The sequence below is a fragment of the Rufibacter sediminis genome (genome assembly GCF_014269285.1).
GTDB classification, from domain to species: domain Bacteria; phylum Bacteroidota; class Bacteroidia; order Cytophagales; family Hymenobacteraceae; genus Nibribacter; species Nibribacter sediminis.
This window is the reverse complement of the sequence record NZ_JACOAF010000008.1, coordinates 76,433-95,048: the sequence shown is the minus strand read 5'-3', so window position 1 is coordinate 95,048 and position 18,616 is coordinate 76,433. Positions and strand designations below refer to the sequence as shown.

The window sequence follows — 18,616 nt, the reverse complement described above, 5'->3', positions numbered from 1 at the left end:
AAAAAGCAGAAGACATGTTTAGTAAATTCATAAGAAGACCGGTATTCGCGATTGTAATATCGATCATGATAGTTTTTGTGGGCGGCTTGGCCATCAAAAAGTTGCCCATCTCCCAGTTCCCGGACATCGCCCCCACCACGGTCAACATCTTCATTGCCTACCCGGGTTCCAGTGCTGATGTGCTGGTGAAGTCTACCTTGATTACCCTGGAACAGGCCATTAATGGCGTGGAGGGCATGCGGTACATCGCCTCAGATGCCACCAGCGCCGGCGAGGCGACGCTCCGGATCATCTTTGAGCCCGGCACCGACCCCAATGATGCGGTGGTGCGGGTAAAAACCCGGGTAGACCAGGTCATGCCGCTTTTGCCGGAACTGGTGCAGCGCGAAGGCGTGGTGATCTCCCCGGTGCAGCCCAGCATGCTCATGTACGTCAACCTCTATTCCAAGGAAAAGAGCATGGACGAAAAGTTCCTGTTCAACTACGCCACCGTGAAGATGATCCCCGAAATCCAGCGGATCAAAGGGGTTGCCCGGGCACAGATTTTGGGTAGCCGCCGGTACGCCATGCGCATCTGGCTGAACCCCGATCGTATGCGCGCCTACAACATCTCAGTGGAGGAAGTAATGAAGGCGTTAGGAGAACAAAGCATCATCGGCCGGCCGGGCCGGTTAGGGCAGAGTTCTGGTATTGCCGCTCAGTCGCTGGAATACGTGCTCACCTACAAAGGCCGGTATAACAAGCCGGAGGAATACAATGATGTGATCATCCGGGCGAACGCCGAAGGGGAAAGCATTCACCTGAGAGACATTGCCAAAGTGGAATTAGGCAGTGAATTCTTTGACATCTATTCCAACCTGGACGGCCGTCCGTCGGCGGCCATCGTGTTGCGGCAGAACTACGGCAGTAACGCCAGTGAGGTCATTGCCAATGTGAAGGCGCAGCTAGAGGAAATGCGTCCGTACTTTCCGCCGGGCATGGATTATAAAATCAGCTATGACGTTTCCAAATTTCTGGATGCCTCTATTGAGCAGGTAGTGCATACCCTGCGCGACGCGTTTATTCTAGTGGCCATTGTGGTGTTCATCTTCCTGGGCGATTGGCGCTCTACGTTGATTCCCATCCTGGCGGTTCCGGTATCGTTGATTGGCGCTTTCTTTATCATTCAGTTCCTGGGCATTTCCATTAACATGGTGACGCTCTTCGCCCTGGTACTGGCCATCGGGATTGTGGTGGATGACGCCATTGTAGTGGTGGAAGCCGTGCATGCCAAAATGGAGGAAGAGCCGCATCTCTCACCTTACAGCGCGGTGAAAAAAGTACTGGGCGAGATCAGTGGTGCTATTATCGCCATTACCGCCGTGATGGTGTCGGTATTCCTGCCTATCTCCTTCATGACGGGTCCGGTGGGTACGTTCTACCGCCAGTTCTCCATCACCATGGCTAGTTCCATTGTGATTTCGGCGCTGATTGCGCTTACGCTCACTCCGGTGCTGTGCGCTATGCTGCTGAAAAACCACCACGGGTACGCTAAGAAAAGCAATATCCTTTCTAAGGCCCTGGACCGTTTTAACCGTGGTTTTGAAAAACTAACCGGAAAATACGTAAGCTTGCTGACCTCTATTGTGAGTAGAAGATGGGTGACGTTTGGGGTGTTGATCGCCTTTGGGGCCGGTATCTTCTACGAAAACCAGATTGTGCCGTCCGGCTTTATCCCGAACGAGGACCAGAGCACCATCTACGCCATCATCCAAACGCCGCCGGGCTCAACCTTGGAGAAAACAAACCAGGTGTCTCAGAAACTGCAGAAAATCTGTGAAGAGATTGACGGCGTGGAGTCTGTCTCCTCACTAGCCGGTTACGAGATCATGACCGAAGGCCGGGGCTCCAACGCGGGGACGTGTCTGATTAACCTGAAAGACTGGTCAGACCGCAAGCACAACGTGAAAGAGATCATGGAAGAGCTGGAGGAACGGTCCAAAGGACTGGGCGCGGTGATCGAGTTCTTCGAGCCACCCGCAATCCCCGGTTTTGGTTCTTCCGGAGGTTTCTCTATGCGTCTCCTGGACAAAAACTCCGAAACTGATTACCACGAGTTCGACAAAGTGAATCAGGAGTTCATGGATAATCTGGGCAAGCGGAAAGAGCTCTCGGGCTTGTTCACTTTCTTCGCGGCCAATTATCCGCAGTACGAACTGCAGATTGACAACAACCTGGCCATGCAGAAAGGAGTGTCTATTGGTAAAGCCATGGATAACCTCAACATCTTGATTGGGAGTACCTATGAACAGGGTTTCACCAAGTTCAACCAGTTCTTCAAAGTGTACGTGCAGTCTGACCCTAAATACAGAAGACTTCCCTCTGATTTGTTGAACCTGTATGTGAAGAACGAGGCGGGTGAAATGGTGCCGTATTCGGCGTTCATGAAGCTGAAGAAGACGCAGGGCCCCAATGAGATTACCCGTTTCAACCTGTACAACTCGGCGGCCATTCAGGGGCAACCAGCCAAAGGCTATACCACCGCAGACGCCATCCAGGCCATTCAGGAAGTGGCGGCCAAATCGTTGCCTAAAGGCTATGACATTGCCTGGGAAGGTCTTTCGTACGACGAGGCCACCCGCGGCAACGAGTCCATTTACGTCTTCGCCATTGTGTTGGCCTTCGTGTACTTTGTGCTGGCCGCGCAGTATGAGAGCTTCATCATTCCGTTGGCGGTGGTGTTCTCTCTCCCTGTCGGGATTTTCGGTTCCTTCCTGGTGCTCCAACTCATGGGGCTGGAGAACAACATCTACGCCCAGATCGGGCTCATTATGCTGGTGGGTCTCCTAGGTAAAAACGCCGTGCTGATTGTGGAGTTTGCCGTACTCAAGCGCCTGCAGGGAGCCACAATCCTAGATGCCGCCATTGAAGGAGCCAGGGTGCGTTTCCGCCCAATCCTGATGACCTCCTTCGCCTTTATCGCCGGTCTGATTCCGTTGGTGATTGCCACCGGGGCCGGAGCTATCGGGAACCGGACCATTGGAGCCTCCGCCATGGGCGGTATGCTGTTCGGGACCGTCTTTGGGGTCATCATCGTGCCGGGGCTATATTTCATCTTCGGCCATCTGGCCGATGGACGTCAGCTGATCAGAAATGAAGAGGAGACCACTTTAACCGAGGACTATGTCCATTCCATTGACAATTTCCCCCAACCTGTAGACGCCGAAGCAAATGTTTAAGAATAGAAGATGGAATTGGTTGGGGATAGCGCTTATCGCCCTCACCTATTCAGCCTGTAAAACCCCTGAGTTAGTTCAGAAATCAGCGAATGCGGCCGTGCCTGCGAGTTATTCCAACTCGCAGGATACCACCAACACCGCGCAGGTGAAGTGGAAGGATTTCTTCACTGATCCTTTTTTGACGGCTCTGATTGATACTGCCTTGCAGAACAACCAGGAGCTGAACATCACCCAACAGGAAATTGAGATCAGCAGAAACGAAGTAAGAGCCAGAAAAGGCGAATACCTGCCATCTGTGGGGCTGCGAGGAGCCGCGGGCCTGGATAAGGTGGCTCGGTTCACCAACATTGGGGCCCTGGAAGCGACCACGGACATCAAGCCGGGCAAGGAAATGCCGGAACCGCTTCAGGATTATATGGTAGGCGCGTATGCTACCTGGGAGGTGGATATCTGGCGGAAGCTGCGGAATGCCAAAAAATCGGCGGTTAGCCGGTACCTCGCCTCAGTGGAGGGCCGAAACTTTATGGTGACCAACCTGATCTCTGAGATTGCCGAGAACTACTATGAGCTGCTGGCCCTGGACAACCAACTGGCTATTGTCAAGCAGAACATAGCGCTGCAAAGCAATGTTCTGAAGATTGTCAGGCTGCAGAAAGAGGCCGCCCGGGTGACCGAGTTGCCGGTGCGCCGCTTCCAGGCCCAGGTGCTCAACATCCAAAGCCTGCAATATGACATTCAGCAGAAGATCACGGAAGCCGAGAACCGCATCAACTTCCTGATTGGCAGATTTCCGCAACCGGTACAGAGAAACTCCCAGCCTTTAGAGAACCTGACGCCTCAAGCCATTCAGGCCGGTGTTCCGGCGCAGTTGCTCGCCAACCGACCAGACATCAAGCAGGCGGAGTTGGACCTGGCAGCCTCCAAGCTGGATGTACAGGTGGCCAGAGCGCGTTTCTATCCTTCTTTAGGGATCTCGGCAGGTATTGGCTACCAGGCGTTCAATCCAACGTTTCTGTTAAAGCCAGAGTCCTTGCTGTACTCCCTTGCCGGTGACATCACGGCTCCGCTGGTGAACAGAAACGCGATCAAGGCCGTCTATTACAGTGCCAACGCGAAGCAGATTCAGGCAGTGTACAACTATGAGCGCACCATCCTGAACGCATACATAGAAGTGGCGAATCAGTTAGCCAAAATCAGCAATCTGGAGAAAAGCTACGACCTCAAAGCCAGAGAAGTGGAGGCGCTCACGCAGTCTATTGAGATTTCAAACACCCTCTTCAACTCAGCCCGAGCCGATTACATGGAAGTGCTCATGACCCAACGCGATGCGCTGGAATCCCGGTTTGATTTGGTGGAGACCAAGATGCAGCAGATGCAGGCCACGGTGAATGTGTACCGGGCACTAGGCGGCGGCTGGAGACAATAGAACAAGAGAGTAGTGCATCGGTCTAGGTATGACTGATTTTCAAAAGGAAAGCCCTTTCACTAAAATGTGAAAGGGCTTTCCTTTTCTAATTACAAGTTATTCTTACCTCTTCTACAAGCTCGTTACGCACTGAAGACTATAACCTAAATTAAAGTATAAAGAAGGAGAATTCAGCTTCAGATCTACTATCATCTCTTTCCTTCTAATTCACGTATTCCTAGTTCATGTTTTTACTCTGTTTTCAAGAAAAGAACCTTAAAGCACGCTTTACTTATTCATCTATCGCTACTCCTCTAACGGACTAGTGTAAACGGCGGCGGAGGCCGTCGGCCGCCGTTTACACGTGGTTATGGGCTGTTATTTTTTTACAATATCTGGGTTATGCATTTTATTGTAAGTCAATTCCATTAACTTGAAAGCGTTCCCTAACTTCATTCTTAAGGTCTTACCTAATTTGAAAGGTGAATGGAAAGAATAGTAGGTAAACTTATTTGAGTTTTTGTCTTTTATATAAACATCAGTAGTGGTGACATGCGTCGGTAAGGGTTCTTTGCAATCCTGAAAAACGGTTAGATTTTGAATGTCGGAAAGAAGCATGTTATACATCTGGTTTTCCTTAGCTGAGAAACTAATACTTTCCTTAAAACCGCTTTCGCTTACTATTCTGCCAACTATCCCAAAATCGTTTACTTCAATCACCGTTACTCTTGCGATACCATTTCCTCTTGAGTAACACAGTATTCCTGGTTCTTCTGATTTTACAAAAATTTTGTAATGAACTTGAAAAAAACTACTGCTGTCTAATAGTATTTCATTTTCTACGGTCACTAATTCGCAAGAAGTTTCAAGGTCTATTTGTCTGGAAGCTGATTTGCAGCCCGCAAACAAAATCAATACTGCTACCAGGATTTTTTTCAAAAGCTAATATTTATAATTGCCCATAAAGGCCTCGTGTAAGCGGCGGCGGAGGCGGTCGGCCGAGGCTGACGTTTAGGTGATGTTATCTGAAGTTATTTTTGTTGAATATAGTAATCGTATGCAATCACAAATACAGAGTCCGACATTTCAGGTCTAGGAACAGCAATTGAGCCATACCATTTATAGTTCTTTACTTCTCCTTTTTGAAGGTCGTCACTTTTTGCGGTGAATTTTATATAGGCAGTGTCTTTAATCACTTTGGCTAATTTATCACTATCATATAATTTCCCCCAAGAAATAGAATCCCCATGATGAAATTTAATTCTTGGGCTCACGCTGTCGGATGGGTACAATTTATCATGATTTACTAAAAACAGCTTTAATCTATAAGTTTCCCCGTTCTGGACAGTATCTTTTTCTACAAAGCCTAAAGCAAAGCTATTAAAATAGGTATTCGGCTTTAACGGGTTGTTTGGTCTAAAATTGAATTCTTCTAAACCGTCTTTGATTTCGTTTGCAGGAGATTTTTGGCATGAAGCCAGAAAAACTGAAGCCATAAATACATATATCAATTTCATGTTTTAATTGCATATAACGGCCTCGTGCATGAGACGTGCAAGGCCGCAGGCCGTAGCATGACTTATGCACTTTGTTGGCTTAAGTTATTTTTTATCCAGTTCCACCTCTAAAGGTTGAGTTTGTATTTTTGTGTACCTGTCAGGTGAAGTTGCTAAAACTAAAGTTGTGTCTACAAGTTGAGTCAAATCTTTAAAATAATATTGTTTTTGGCCAATCCTTTCAGACGGGACAATTTCAAAGCTTAAAGTATTGATTTGTTTTCCCTGAAAGCAGCATGTTTTTCCTTTACCCCAGAAAGTAGAGGGGTTAAAGCCGACACAATGTTCAGTTATATTTCTTCCTGTTGACTCAATTACAATCGGCTTAATGTATGTTTTATCAAAAGTCCACTGGTTTACATAGCCAATCCCGTTACTGTCAACTTTTAAAATGTTGTCCTCAACATTTGACAAGACGAGGTTCACTTCCCCTGTAAATCCTGGTGGAACTGTAATTGTTAAAGTTGGTGAATATAAGTTGTAATGGAATACAATAAAGCCTATTGAAGTATTAATTGAAAACAAAGTCAAAAAAGAGGTGTTTTTAAAAATTAACCTGAAAAAGGCGGCGACTATCAAGGAGCCCAGGAGAAATACAACTAAGACAAAGCTGCCTAAAACTAATCCAGATAAAATCATTCCACCTGGTGCATTAATCAATTTGATGATTAAGCTGATAAGCAGTAGTGTGGAAAGTAGTCCAGCAAATATTTTAAGTTTCTTGTCCTTCATAATTTATGCCAACGACCATACATAAGCAAACATACGCTTATCTGCTTTATAGATACAGATATACAAAACATTGCGTAAAAGGCCAAGTTCGTAGAATAGGCAGATCCATCAGACTGAGCACACGTAGAGCGTTGACCTCCGTTTTAAGCCCGTTTTCAGAAAAAGAGCCTTAAAACAGGAACAGGTATTATTTCTCGCGCTCGATGGTATAGCGGATGAGTTGCTCCAGCGAGTCGCGGGAGGGGGAGGCGGGGAAGGTGTGCAGGAGTTGCAGGGCATCGGCGTGGAGGCTGTTCATGCACTGGATGGAGTACTCCAGCCCGCCGGATTTCTTGACGAAGTCAATGACCGCGTTGATTTTATCGGCTTTGCCGTTGTTGTTTTTGACGTTGTAGATGACCCGGCGTTTGGTCAGCCAGTCGGCGTGCTGAAGGGCGTAGATCAGCGGCAGGGTCATCTTTTTCTCTTTGATGTCAATGCCCACGGGTTTGCCGATCTCGGCGGTGCCGTAGTCAAACAAATCATCTTTGATCTGGAAGGCCAGGCCTACTTTCTCCCCGAACAGACGTGCCCGTTCTACAGTCTGGGCATCAGCTCCGACGGAAGCCACGCCCACGGCGCAGCAGGAGGCAATAAGCGAAGCGGTTTTCTGCCGGATGATGTCAAAATACACCTCCTCGGTGATGTCCAGGCGGCGGGCTTTCTCCATTTGCAGCAGTTCACCCTCACTCATCTCGCGCACGGCGTTGCTCACAATCTTGAGCAGCCCGAAATCATCGTTGTTAAGCGACAGCAGCAAGCCCTTAGACAGCAGATAATCGCCTACCAGCACGGCAATCTTGTTTTTCCAGAGGGCGTTCACCGAGAAGAAACCGCGGCGGTAGTTGGAGTCGTCTACCACGTCATCGTGCACCAGGGTGGCCGTGTGCAGCAGTTCAATGAGGGCGGCGCCCCGGTACGTGGCATCGGGGATTTGCTCCTGGATGAGCTTGGCCATGAAGAAAACGAACATGGGCCGCATCTGCTTGCCCTTGCGTTTCACAATGTAGCCCATGATCTTATCCAGCAGCAAAACATTTGATTGCATGGACTGGCGGAATTTCTTTTCGAACTCCTGCATCTCAACTGCAATCGGGGCCTGGATCTGGTTTAAGGGGCTGCTCATCTTGGTCCGCAATATTACGAGGCTGCGCCCTCAGAAGCAAACGCTGGGTTTGGAATTCCCGTTATTCAGGTGTTACTTCGTCGGCTTTTTCAGATATTTCCGCCCATGATCCAACGCTCCGACTTTCTCCTCTCCTCCCCCCACGGCCGGGACTTCGCCGTGGATGCCCGCTGGCTACAGGACGGCCACGCCAAACCCTTGGTAGTGTTTGTGCACGGCTTCAAGGGATTCAAAGACTGGGGCCATTTCAACCTGCTCGCCGACTACTTCGCCCGCCACGGTTTTGTGTTCGTGAAACTCAACCTCTCGCACAATGGCGTGGAGCCAGACGGCACCGATCTCACCAACCTGGAAGCCTTCGGGAACAACAATTTCTGCATTGAACTAGACGATGTGGGCACGCTGCTGGAGCATCTGAAGAACAGCCCCGCCCAGATTCCGGCGGAGGAACTGGATGCCGATTATATCTTCCTGATCGGGCACAGCCGGGGCGGCGGACTGGTGCTTTTGAAAGCCGCGGAGGCTGCGCACGTCTCGGGCGTGGCCACCTGGTCAGCGATCAGTGACATTGACCAACGCTGGGCCCCCGAGGTGATGGAGAAGTGGAAGCAGGACGGGGTGCAGTACATTGTTAACGGCCGTACGGGCCAGCAGATGCCTTTGTACTACCAATTGGTGGAGAACTTCCACGCCAACCGGCAGCGCCTGGACATTCCCAAGGCCGTGGAGAAACTGCAGATTCCGCTCCTGATCCTGCACGGCGAGCAAGACGAAACGCTGCCCGTGCAGATGGCGCATGACCTGCACGCCTGTAACCCCTACGCAGAACTCTACCTGCTTCCCGAAGGCGATCATTCCTTTGGAGGACGTCACCCATTTGACCAGCCGGAACTCCCCGCCCTGGCCAAGTCCGCCGCCGACAAAACCATTCAATTCTTCCAGAACGCCCTCACCCGTTTGTAATGACCGCATTGTACTTGCTCTTAGGCAGCAACCTGGGCGACCGCGTTTTTTATTTAACCGAAGCAGCCCGCCATTTAGAGGCCGTTTTAGGAAAAATAGCTCTAAAATCGGGTCTCTACGAAACCGCTGCCTGGGGCCTGGCTGATCAGCCCTCTTTTCTAAATCAGGTATTGGTGGTGCAAACGGATCTCAGCCCCCTGGAAGTCTTAACCCACACCCAGCAGATTGAACAGGAGTTAGGCCGAATCAGGAAAGAACGATGGGGCTCCCGCGTCATTGACATCGATCTGCTCTTTTACGGCCAGCAGGTACTTGAAACAGACGAACTGCACCTCCCCCACCCGCAGCTCCATCTCCGCCGGTTCACCTTGATCCCGCTTGCCGAGGTAGCGCCTACGCTATTGCACCCGGTCCTCCAGAAAACAATCACCCAACTATTAGCAGAGTGCCCCGATTCTTTGGAGGTAAAGATTTTTAATGTGCTAATGGGTTAATGTGCTGATTAGAAAAGGGGAAATTGCTAATGTGCTAAATGAGAATGTAGAAGGCGCAGATGCTGAGAAGAAGGAGTTGCAAACAGAAAAAGCTTTGCTCTGAATTTGCTTTGAGGGAGATGTTCTTCTAATAGGAAGATAGCTTTTTGAGGCTACTTTCTGAAAATCAGGCTAAAAACAAAAAAGTAAGTTCCACGTGTTAATCCATTCCCTAATTAGCACATCAGCACATTTCCTAATTAGCACATTAACTAAATTAGCTAAAGATCGAACTTCTGGTAGACAGAGTTCTTGCTCACATACTCCGGCACCAGCTGTTTCATCTTTTTGATGACGACTTCGTTGTTTTGGCTGGCGAATAGATCAATAAGCCCTTGGATTTCCTGAAGCACCTTCTCGCTGCGCGGCGTGGGCAGATTCGCGAGCCTGATCTTAGGGTGCACCGTGGCCTGAACGGATTCGTTTTCGTGGAAGAGTTCTTCCTCCAGTTTTTCCCCGGGGCGCAGGCCAGTGTAGACCAACTGAATATCCTTGCCCAGCGTGAGGCCCGAGAGTTTGATCATCTTCTTGGCCAGATCCACAATCTTGATGGAGTCGCCCATGTCAAAAATGTAGATCTCGCCGCCCGTCCCCATGACGGCCGCCTCCAGCACCAACTGGCAAGCCTCCCGGATGGACATGAAATACCGCGAGATGTCTGGGTGCGTCACCGTTACCGGGCCACCCTCTTCAATCTGCTTTCTGAACCGCGGGATCACGGAACCGGTGCTCCCAAGCACGTTCCCGAAACGGGTGGTGATAAAGCGGGTGCGTTTGTTGCCAGAGTCGCGGAGGTAGTGGTCCATGGCTTGCACGTACATCTCGCAAAGTCTTTTGGAGGCTCCCATGACGCTGGTGGGGTTCACCGCTTTATCCGTGGAGAGCAGCACAAACTTCTGGACCTGGTATTTCACCGCCAGATCGGCTAACACTTTGGTGCCTAAAATATTCGTACTCAAAGACTCGGTGGGGTTCTCCTCAATCACAGGCACGTGCTTGTATGCGGCGCAATGAAAAACGATCTCCGGCCGATAACTCCGGAACATGGCTTCCATGCGGGCTTTGTTACAGATATCGCCCAGCACTACCTCAAAGTTCAGCTTCACGTACAGCTCGGTCAGTTCCAGTTCCAGGTCGTACAGCGCTGACTCAGCCTGGTCCACGAGGATCAGCTGATTGGGTTTGAACTTGATGAGCTGCCGGACCAATTCGCTGCCAATGGAACCGGCGGCACCGGTCACCAGAATAGTTCGGTTCTGCAACTCGCTGTGTAGCATAGGAGAATCAATCTCCGCTGAAGGTCTCCCCAACACATCCTCAATGCGTACTTCCCTGATCTGTTTAAAGCTGAGTTCGCCGTTGATCCATTTGTAGACGGGCGGCACCACCAAAACCTGCACCCCGGCATTCAGGCACGCCTCTACCAGTTGCCTTCTCCGGGCCAGGGAAAGCTGCTGCACCGCCACAATCAATAAATCGATCTGCAGGGCCGAAAGCTGCTGGCCCAGCTCTTGGGCGGGTTGCTGGATGGGTACCCCGTTGACGATCAGGTTCTGCTTCTTTTCATCGTCGTCCAGGAAAGACACAAAGTGGTAGTAGGTACCCATGTCCTGCTGCAGGGTCCGGAGGGTGATGGTGCCAACCTCCCCCGCCCCAAAAATAGCGACGTTGACTTTGTGCGAGTTGGCGTGGTTCCACTCATAATGCACTATCTTGGCCCAGCCCCTGAACAAAGACAAGGCCAGAATGCAGCCCAGATAATCAATCAGGAGAACCGAAATGGGAATGAAATTCTGGTAGCCCAGCAGTTTGTTGTACACCAGCTGGGCAATCACCAACAGACACGAACTGGCCGAGAGCGAAAAGAAAAGTTTTCGGAGATCGTCCAGGCTGGTGTAGTGCAGAATACCCGCGTACGTTCTGCCGTAGTAAAATGCCACCGCCCGCACCGCCAGCACAATGGGCAGCATCTGCGCCACCGAAAGCTCGGTGTACTTCTTCAGGTCGAAGTTAAAGCGCAGCAGGTACGCCATGAAAAAAGACAGGGCACATAAACAGATATCTATCCCAAATACGAGTTGCCTCGGCATTTTCTGTGCGAAGATCTGCTGCATGTGCCCCATCTGTTTTACGCGTGATTTCTGAAAAATAGGTTAAAAACGTGATTAGCTTACCTGGCCAACCTCGGCAGTTTTGTCTATTTTCTTCACTAGTCCCTGCAATACCTTGCCCGGACCGCACTCTACAAAGAGCATAGCGCCATCAGCGATCATTTGTTGCACTGATTGGGTCCAGCGCACGGGCGCCGTCAATTGCTTGATCAGGTTCTGCTGAATTTCCTTGGGGTCTGTATGCGGTTTGGCATCTACGTTCTGGTACACCGGGCAGATTCCCTGGCTGAACTGCGTCTGCATGATGGCCTGCTCTAACTCCGCCTCCGCTGATTTCATCAACGGCGAGTGGAAAGCCCCTCCTACCGGCAGCACCAAAGCGCGTTTGGCACCGGCGGCTTTCAGGCGCTCACACGCTTCCTCCACGCCGGCAATGGTTCCGGAGATTACCAACTGCCCCGGACAGTTGTAATTGGCGGCCACTACCACGTCGTTCACTTCGGCGCAGATTTGCTCCACTTTTTCATCTTCGAGGCCCAAAATAGCGGCCATGGTAGAAGGTTGCTCTTCACAGGCGGCCTGCATGGCCAAGGCTCTTTTGGAAACCAACCTGAGGGCATCTTCAAAGGCCAGGACTTTGTTGGCTACCAGCGCCGAGAATTCTCCCAACGAGTGTCCGGCCACCATTTCCGGGGCGAAATCCTGAGCTACGGCCGCCTGAATCACGGAGTGCAGGAAAATGGCGGGCTGGGTTACTTTGGTTTCCTTCAGTTGTTCGTCGGTTCCGGAGAACATGATATCGGTGATGCGGAAGCCCAGAATCTCATTGGCTCGTTCAAAAAGCTCTTTGGCTGCCGGATGTTGTTCGTACAGGTCTTTGCCCATTCCCACAAACTGAGCGCCCTGGCCCGGAAAAACATATGCTTTCATGCGTTGCGTGTGTTGGATGTTTTGAGCCTGTTTTCTTAAAAAGAGGCTCAAAACAGCTGGTTTAATTTTATGGTAATCGCAAAGATATAAAAATGGTGCCCATTCTTGGAACAGGCACCATCCTTAAAAATCCAATACGTAAATCTGTGTGCTAACGGATAATCTCCACCCAGCCTTTGAAGGTTCGCACGTCTGGCCTCAGGCCGAAGAACTCCACTTCTACCTGGTAGAAATATGTTCCGTCTGACAGGGCTTTGCCGCCGTTTTCAACGCCTTTCCAGTTCAGGCCTGGATCACCGCTGCTTTCGTAGACTTTGTTGCCCCACCGATTAAACACCCGCAGCGTCGCTTTCTTGATGAAGGTGGCACCTTGTTTAGGGGTGAAGACATCGTTTTTCCCGTCGCCGTTGGGCGTGAAGATGTTGGGCAGCGAGAACACAATACAGTTTTCTTTGCAGACGATGTTGCTTTGTTCCCCTTCCACCCCAGAGAAATCAGTAGCCGTCACTACGTAACAACCGGCATAAGAAAGCAGGTTTCCGTGGATGTACTGGTACACCAGCGCACCGGTATTGTCAATGGTGGCCAGCTTCACAAACTCACCTTCTTCGGTCTCCTTATAATATAAGGTGTAGAAGTCAATCGTTCTGGAGCCACACTCAGGAGGTAATCTCCAGGCGAGGGTATTGGAGAAAGGTGGACCGTTGGGAACGAAATTCTCATCGCAGACCAATGGATCAATGGACAGTTCCGGTACACATAAACGGGTGACGCACACTTCCTGGCTGTTGTTCAGGATAGGATCTGGCAGGAACGGGTTATTAAAGGTTCCTTTGGTTTGCACATAGGCACAATATTCTCTGCCGGCTATCAGGGGAATCTCTTTGCTGTAGGTACCGGAGGTAGCCGTAGCCTGCACGCTGTCATACTTCACAAAAGTCCCGTCGCCGTTATCATCCAGGTAAATGACGTGGTAGAGCGGCTTGGTGGGAGTACTGGCGTTGTTCCAGGGCACATTGTAGGTCCAGTTGAGCACCATGGTTCCTCGCTGGGCCTGCCCGTTTAACCGCACGCTGCTGGCGGTAGAAGAGTCTACCAGCATGGTTGGGCTGCCCACGGTTCCTGAATGGTAAAACTCCACGCGGTAGGTATAGGAGGTATCTTCGGTATTCAGGTTATTATCGGTGAAGACGGTATCGTTCAGGCTGGTGAAGTTGTAGCCAGGTACCGGCGTAAAAGCTGCGGTGGCACTCCGGTTCTGGCCGGGAACGCGCAACAAACGATACGTGAAAGGAGCCGTCAACTCAGCAATGTTGGCCGGACGGGGCCTGCTCCACTCCACCCGGATCTTCCCGGTGGTGGTACTGGTTTCGGTGACGCTCACTTTGGTGATGGAAATAGACTCCAGCGTGGCGCAGACTTCATTAGACGCAATACTTTTGCCCCCGCCCGGTTGCGGGAATTCGGCATAGATGCGGTAACAGTAGGTTTTGTTGCGCTCCAGGCCTCGGCCGTTATTATTGTCCAGGAAAGTCACCACCCCGGCGCTCACCTGCCCCACCAGCGTATACCCAGCCGAGGCTGGAATACCAGTGGTACACGTATCAGGCCGGAAGTCTGAAGGTCCTTCCTTGCGGTAGATGTACATGGTGGTCGCATTAGGACAGGTATACCGGCTCCAGTTCAGCCGGATACTGCTGCTATTCTGCGGCACAGCAGAAACCAGCACCGGCGGCGGCCCCACAACAGTGATGCGCCAAGGCCGCAGATCCACTAAAATCGAGCCAGATGGCGGTCGATCCTCGGCTTTGAACACCACCTGATACGGTTGCTGGCGCACATCCTGGCAGGTTGTCTGCCAGTTGAAAATATGGGTAGTGTCGTTTAGCTTCGGGAAAGTGGCAGGCGGCAACATGCTTCCAACGGCCGATATAATGACAGGATCACGGTTAGGATCTCTGGCCCGCACCGTATCACGCAAGAGGGTACCGGCCACAATACAGGTATCTCTGGGAATAATGAGCACCGGCGGCTTGTTAGAATTATCTAACACCAATATCTGCATGTCTCGGATCACCTGACCAATCAAGCGGCCATCTCGCCACTCCTCCACCACAAAGGCTATGTTGAATTCCCCAATCATGTTCGGGGTGTTCCAAGTCAATTGCCCAGTGTTTCGGTCTAAAGTAAAGCCATCAGGTCGAGTTGCGTCTCTAAAATTAGGATCACTCAGAAAATTCTCCAGCCCTCTGTAGCCGGGAGCAGTTCTCCCAATAGGGTTACCGCAAGCATCATTGCTACCAATTACCCTTGGTTCCAGCATCTTGAAGGAGAGGCTGTCTCCATCTGGGTCATAGGCTCCGGGATTGTGCACAAAGACTTGGTTCCGGACAGCAAGATCTACCGGCGGATACTCGAGTATAGGTGACTGGTTAATCCCCAGAAAAGGGTCAACGGTGAGTGTACTTTGTAATAAGAAGGTCTGTTGAACAGAATTGGAGAGATTGACAATGGACGCGTTTCGGTTCTCTCCCACAAAGGTTACCGTGAAAGTACCCGGCCCTGAATAGGTATGTTCAAACCGATATGTATTGACATAGGTACTGTTCTGCCCATTTGGCAATACCACCTTGGAAGCTCTGGGCACCCGTAGGCTTGTACAGTCCCCGAAATACAACGTAGCTTCGGTGTCTTCAAAGGCTCCTGGGGCTGCCACACTGAATGTGACTAAGGTAAAGAAAAACCGCAGCGGGTTTCTGGCGCCAGTGGTGTCACTCTTCACATAAATGTTCCCTGCCCGTAAGTGCGTGGCCTGGGCTTCTGACGAGACAAATAAAGAAAAAACAAACAGCCCACACAGCAAAATCAGGAAGGCCCTCACTTTCTGTAAATTTAGAGGCATATAGTAGCGTTTTGCATGCAAAAACAAAGATAGAAGAATCTATAGATAGGCCATGGTCTCACTAGAACAAATCTATAGGACCTTGGTTATATAGGTACAGGATTATGTCTATAACGAAATCTCCCCTGCTCTGTTGTAGTATACATCATCAATTCCTGTTTTTGGGGTATTTTCCCGAAAACATTGCAAAAAAGGCAAATCGCGACTTCATAGCTGGGGTATGATTGTAAACAATTTAGATTGATTCAAAATAAACATCACAATTGCTTGACAAAGCCGCGGCATGTACCTTTGAAGAGATTTAACCAATCCTTTACACACCTTATTTATCAACCTTAACACAACAAAATGAGTTGGTTTTCTAAAACGTTTTCCAGTAGCATCGGGCGCAAACTCCTGGTGGCCGTCACTGGTTTGTTTCTCTGCTCTTTTTTGGTGGTGCACCTGGTGGGCAACCTGCAATTGTTTAAAGGTGACGGAGGAGCTTCCTTCAACATCTATTCCCATTTCATGGCCACCAACCCATTAATCCGCACCATGGAGATAGTGCTGGTGTTAGGCTTCGTGTTCCACATTTACGAGGCCCTGGTGCTTACCCGCCGGAACAAAAGCGTGAGACCCGTTCAGTATGCGTACAACCGCCCGCAGGACAACAGCAACTGGTCTTCTCGCAACATGGGCTTGTTGGGAACCGTTATTCTGGTGTTTCTGATCATCCACCTCTATAACTTTTTCTGGCGCGCGCGCTTCGGCGAGCCTAACATGATTCCCATTGAAGGTACTGATTATGATGACCTGTACTCAGTGGTGGTGCAGTCTTTTCACTTGTGGTGGTATGTGTTGATCTATGTGTTAGGTCAGATTGCCCTTGGCTACCACTTGTACCACGGGTTCTCCAGCGCGTTCCACACGTTAGGGTTGAACCATAAAAAATACACCCCGGCCATTCAGAAATTCGGGGCTTTCTTCTCCATTGTGGTACCAGCGGGTTTTGCCGCCATGCCGCTTTACTTTTTCATCAAAGACGTTGTTTTGTAATAAGCGAACTCTATGATTTTAGATTCAAAGATTCCTGAAGGGCCATTGGCCGAAAAATGGGACAAGCATAAATTCAATGTGAAGCTGGTGAACCCAGCCAACAAGCGTAAATACGACATCATTGTGGTGGGAACCGGTTTGGCCGGAGCTTCTGCTGCTGCCACTCTGGCCGAGCTTGGCTACAACGTGAAGGCGTTCTGCTACCAGGACAGCCCGCGTAGAGCCCACTCCATTGCCGCTCAGGGAGGTATCAACGCCGCTAAGAACTACCAGAACGACGGTGACAGCGTGTACCGTCTGTTCTATGACACTATTAAAGGTGGTGACTACCGCGCCCGCGAAGCCAACGTGTACCGTCTGGCGCAGGTGAGCGTGAACATCATTGACCAATGCGTGGCGCAAGGCGTTCCTTTCGCCCGTGAGTACGGCGGATTGCTGGCGAACCGCTCCTTCGGGGGTGCGCAGGTAAGCCGGACCTTCTACGCCCGGGGACAAACCGGTCAGCAGTTGCTGTTGGGTGCCTACTCTGCCCTGAACCGTCAGATTGCTTACGGGAAAGTGAAGATGTACCCACGCACCGAGATGCTGGACCTGGTCATGGTAGACGGCAAAGCCCGTGGTATTGTGACGCGTCACCTGATTACCGGTAAAATTGAATCGCACAGCGCCCACGCTGTGATTCTGGCCACCGGTGGTTACGGAAACGTGTTCTTCCTTTCTACCAACGCCATGGGTTCCAACACCACGGCCATCTGGAGAGCCCACAAGAAAGGTGCTTTGTTCGCTAACCCATGCTTTACGCAGATTCACCCCACCTGTATTCCTGTATCGGGCGGTTACCAGTCTAAGCTCACGCTGATGTCTGAGTCCCTGCGGAACGATGGTCGGGTGTGGGTGCCGAAAGCGGTAGGTGATAACCGTCCAGCGGACCAAATCCCCGAGGACGAGCGCGACTACTTCCTGGAGCGCAAATATCCATCCTTCGGTAACCTGGTGCCTCGTGACGTGGCTTCCCGTAACGCCAAACTGGCCTGCGACGAAGGACGCGGCGTAGGAACCACCAAACTGGCCGTGTACCTTGACTTTGCCGATGCCATCAAACGCGAAGGTTTAGAGAAAATCAGCCAGAAATACGGGAACCTCTTTGACATGTACTCCAAGATCACCGGCGAGAACCCGTATGAGCAACCCATGCGGATTTACCCGGCGGTTCACTACACAATGGGCGGTCTGTGGGTAGATTACAACCTCATGACTACCGTACCAGGCTTGTACGCCACAGGTGAGTGTAACTTCTCTGACCACGGTGCCAACCGCTTAGGAGCTTCGGCTTTGATGCAAGGTTTAGCTGATGGTTACTTCGTAATTCCTTACACCATTGGCGATTACCTGGCGCAGAACCCTACTGCCCGAGTTGAAACCAGCCACCCTGCCTTCAAAGAGGCGGAAGCTAATGTGCAGGCAGATGTGAACCGTCTGTTGAGCATCAACGGAACCAGAACCGTTGATGATTTCCACAAAGCCCTTGGGCACATCATGTGGGATTACTGCGGCATGGCCCGTAACGCGGAAGGCCTGCAGTTTGCCAAACAGGAGATTAGAAAGCTGCGTGATGAGTTCTGGAGAGACGTGAAGATTCTGGGCACCAACGAAGAGCTGAATGTTACCCTGGAGAAAGCAGGCCGCGTGGCCGACTTCCTGGAACTGGGTGAACTGATGGTGGAAGATGCCTTGAACCGTAACGAATCTTGTGGCGGTCACTTCCGTGAGGAGTACCAGACCCCAGAGAACGAAGCCCTCCGTGACGATGAGAACTACACCTACGTAGCGGCGTGGGAGTACACCGGCCCTAACCAACAGCCGGTGCTGCACAAAGAGGAGCTGAAGTTCGAGAACGTGAAACTGACGCAAAGAAGCTATAAGTAATGAATAATTATGAAGCAGGAAGTAAGAATTAAGAGACCGCAACCTTTGTTCTGAGTTAGAACAACCCCTCTTTTCTGATTTCTACTTCAACATTCGTAATTCTTAATTAGAAAGAAAATGGCTGGTAATAATCCTAA

The 18,616-nt window shown here is 50.6% G+C and carries 13 protein-coding genes; 6 read left to right on the top strand and 7 right to left on the bottom strand.

The annotated features are described in order from the left end of the window. Positions 1-14 precede the first annotated feature (14 nt). Together H7U12_RS03300 and H7U12_RS03295 are read left to right on the top strand one after the other, a co-directional pair. Entirely contained in the window at positions 15-3,218 is a 3,204-nt protein-coding gene (locus H7U12_RS03300) for an efflux RND transporter permease subunit (protein ID WP_186632847.1), read from the top strand. Then, positions 3,211-4,644 carry a TolC family protein gene (locus H7U12_RS03295; protein ID WP_186632842.1) on the top strand — a complete coding sequence of 478 codons (1,434 nt, stop codon included), beginning with the start codon at positions 3,211-3,213 and terminating at the stop codon, positions 4,642-4,644. Before H7U12_RS03300 ends, H7U12_RS03295 begins: the two co-directional genes overlap by 8 nt. A 357-nt stretch (positions 4,645-5,001) precedes the next feature. Here the strand turns inward: H7U12_RS03295 and H7U12_RS03290 are convergent, their stop codons facing one another. From H7U12_RS03290 to H7U12_RS03275, 4 genes are all read right to left on the bottom strand, one after another. Beyond that, positions 5,002-5,562 (bottom strand): hypothetical protein, encoded by a 561-nt coding sequence (locus tag H7U12_RS03290; protein ID WP_186632839.1) that lies wholly within the window; start codon positions 5,560-5,562, stop codon positions 5,002-5,004. 92 nt (positions 5,563-5,654) lie between these two features. Continuing rightward, positions 5,655-6,140 carry a hypothetical protein gene (locus H7U12_RS03285; RefSeq protein ID WP_186632836.1) on the bottom strand — a complete coding sequence of 162 codons (486 nt, stop codon included), beginning with the start codon at positions 6,138-6,140 and terminating at the stop codon, positions 5,655-5,657. Positions 6,141-6,224: 84 nt separating this feature from the next. Then, positions 6,225-6,911, bottom strand: coding sequence for a hypothetical protein (locus tag H7U12_RS03280; protein WP_186632833.1), 687 nt, complete (start codon positions 6,909-6,911; stop codon positions 6,225-6,227). Positions 6,912-7,098: 187 nt separating this feature from the next. Continuing rightward, entirely contained in the window at positions 7,099-8,076 is a 978-nt protein-coding gene (locus tag H7U12_RS03275; protein WP_186632831.1) for a polyprenyl synthetase family protein, read from the bottom strand. Positions 8,077-8,181: 105 nt separating this feature from the next. Here H7U12_RS03275 and H7U12_RS03270 point away from each other — a divergent pair, with 105 nt between their 5' ends. Beyond that, positions 8,182-9,039 carry an alpha/beta hydrolase family protein gene (locus H7U12_RS03270; RefSeq protein WP_186632828.1) on the top strand — a complete coding sequence of 286 codons (858 nt, stop codon included), beginning with the start codon at positions 8,182-8,184 and terminating at the stop codon, positions 9,037-9,039. Beyond that, positions 9,039-9,533 carry a 2-amino-4-hydroxy-6-hydroxymethyldihydropteridine diphosphokinase gene (gene folK / locus H7U12_RS03265; RefSeq protein WP_186632824.1) on the top strand — a complete coding sequence of 165 codons (495 nt, stop codon included), beginning with the start codon at positions 9,039-9,041 and terminating at the stop codon, positions 9,531-9,533. The genes H7U12_RS03270 and folK overlap by 1 nt, the downstream gene beginning before the upstream one ends. A gap of 260 nt (positions 9,534-9,793) precedes the next feature. Here folK and H7U12_RS03260 read toward each other — a convergent pair whose 3' ends face one another. The 3 genes from H7U12_RS03260 to H7U12_RS03250 all read right to left on the bottom strand — a co-directional run bounded on the left by H7U12_RS03260 (position 9,794) and on the right by H7U12_RS03250 (position 15,515). Then, a complete protein-coding gene (locus tag H7U12_RS03260) occupies positions 9,794-11,686 on the bottom strand; it encodes a polysaccharide biosynthesis protein (RefSeq protein ID WP_186632819.1) in 1,893 nt (630 codons plus the stop codon). A 51-nt stretch (positions 11,687-11,737) separates the two neighbouring features. Further along, positions 11,738-12,613: an ACP S-malonyltransferase gene (fabD, locus tag H7U12_RS03255; RefSeq protein ID WP_186632816.1), complete on the bottom strand. Its 876-nt coding sequence runs from the start codon at positions 12,611-12,613 to the stop codon at positions 11,738-11,740. Between the two features lie 151 nt (positions 12,614-12,764). Next, positions 12,765-15,515, bottom strand: a complete 2,751-nt coding sequence (locus H7U12_RS03250) for a T9SS type B sorting domain-containing protein (RefSeq protein ID WP_186632813.1) — start codon at positions 15,513-15,515, stop codon at positions 12,765-12,767. A gap of 348 nt (positions 15,516-15,863) precedes the next feature. On the opposite strand from H7U12_RS03250, the gene H7U12_RS03245 reads away from it, so the two are divergent. Together H7U12_RS03245 and H7U12_RS03240 are read left to right on the top strand one after the other, a co-directional pair. Beyond that, a complete protein-coding gene (locus H7U12_RS03245) occupies positions 15,864-16,553 on the top strand; it encodes a succinate dehydrogenase cytochrome b subunit (RefSeq protein WP_186632810.1) in 690 nt (229 codons plus the stop codon). Between the two features lie 12 nt (positions 16,554-16,565). Next, positions 16,566-18,479, top strand: a complete 1,914-nt coding sequence (locus H7U12_RS03240; RefSeq protein WP_186632807.1) for a fumarate reductase/succinate dehydrogenase flavoprotein subunit — start codon at positions 16,566-16,568, stop codon at positions 18,477-18,479. The last annotated feature ends 137 nt before the right edge of the window (positions 18,480-18,616 follow it).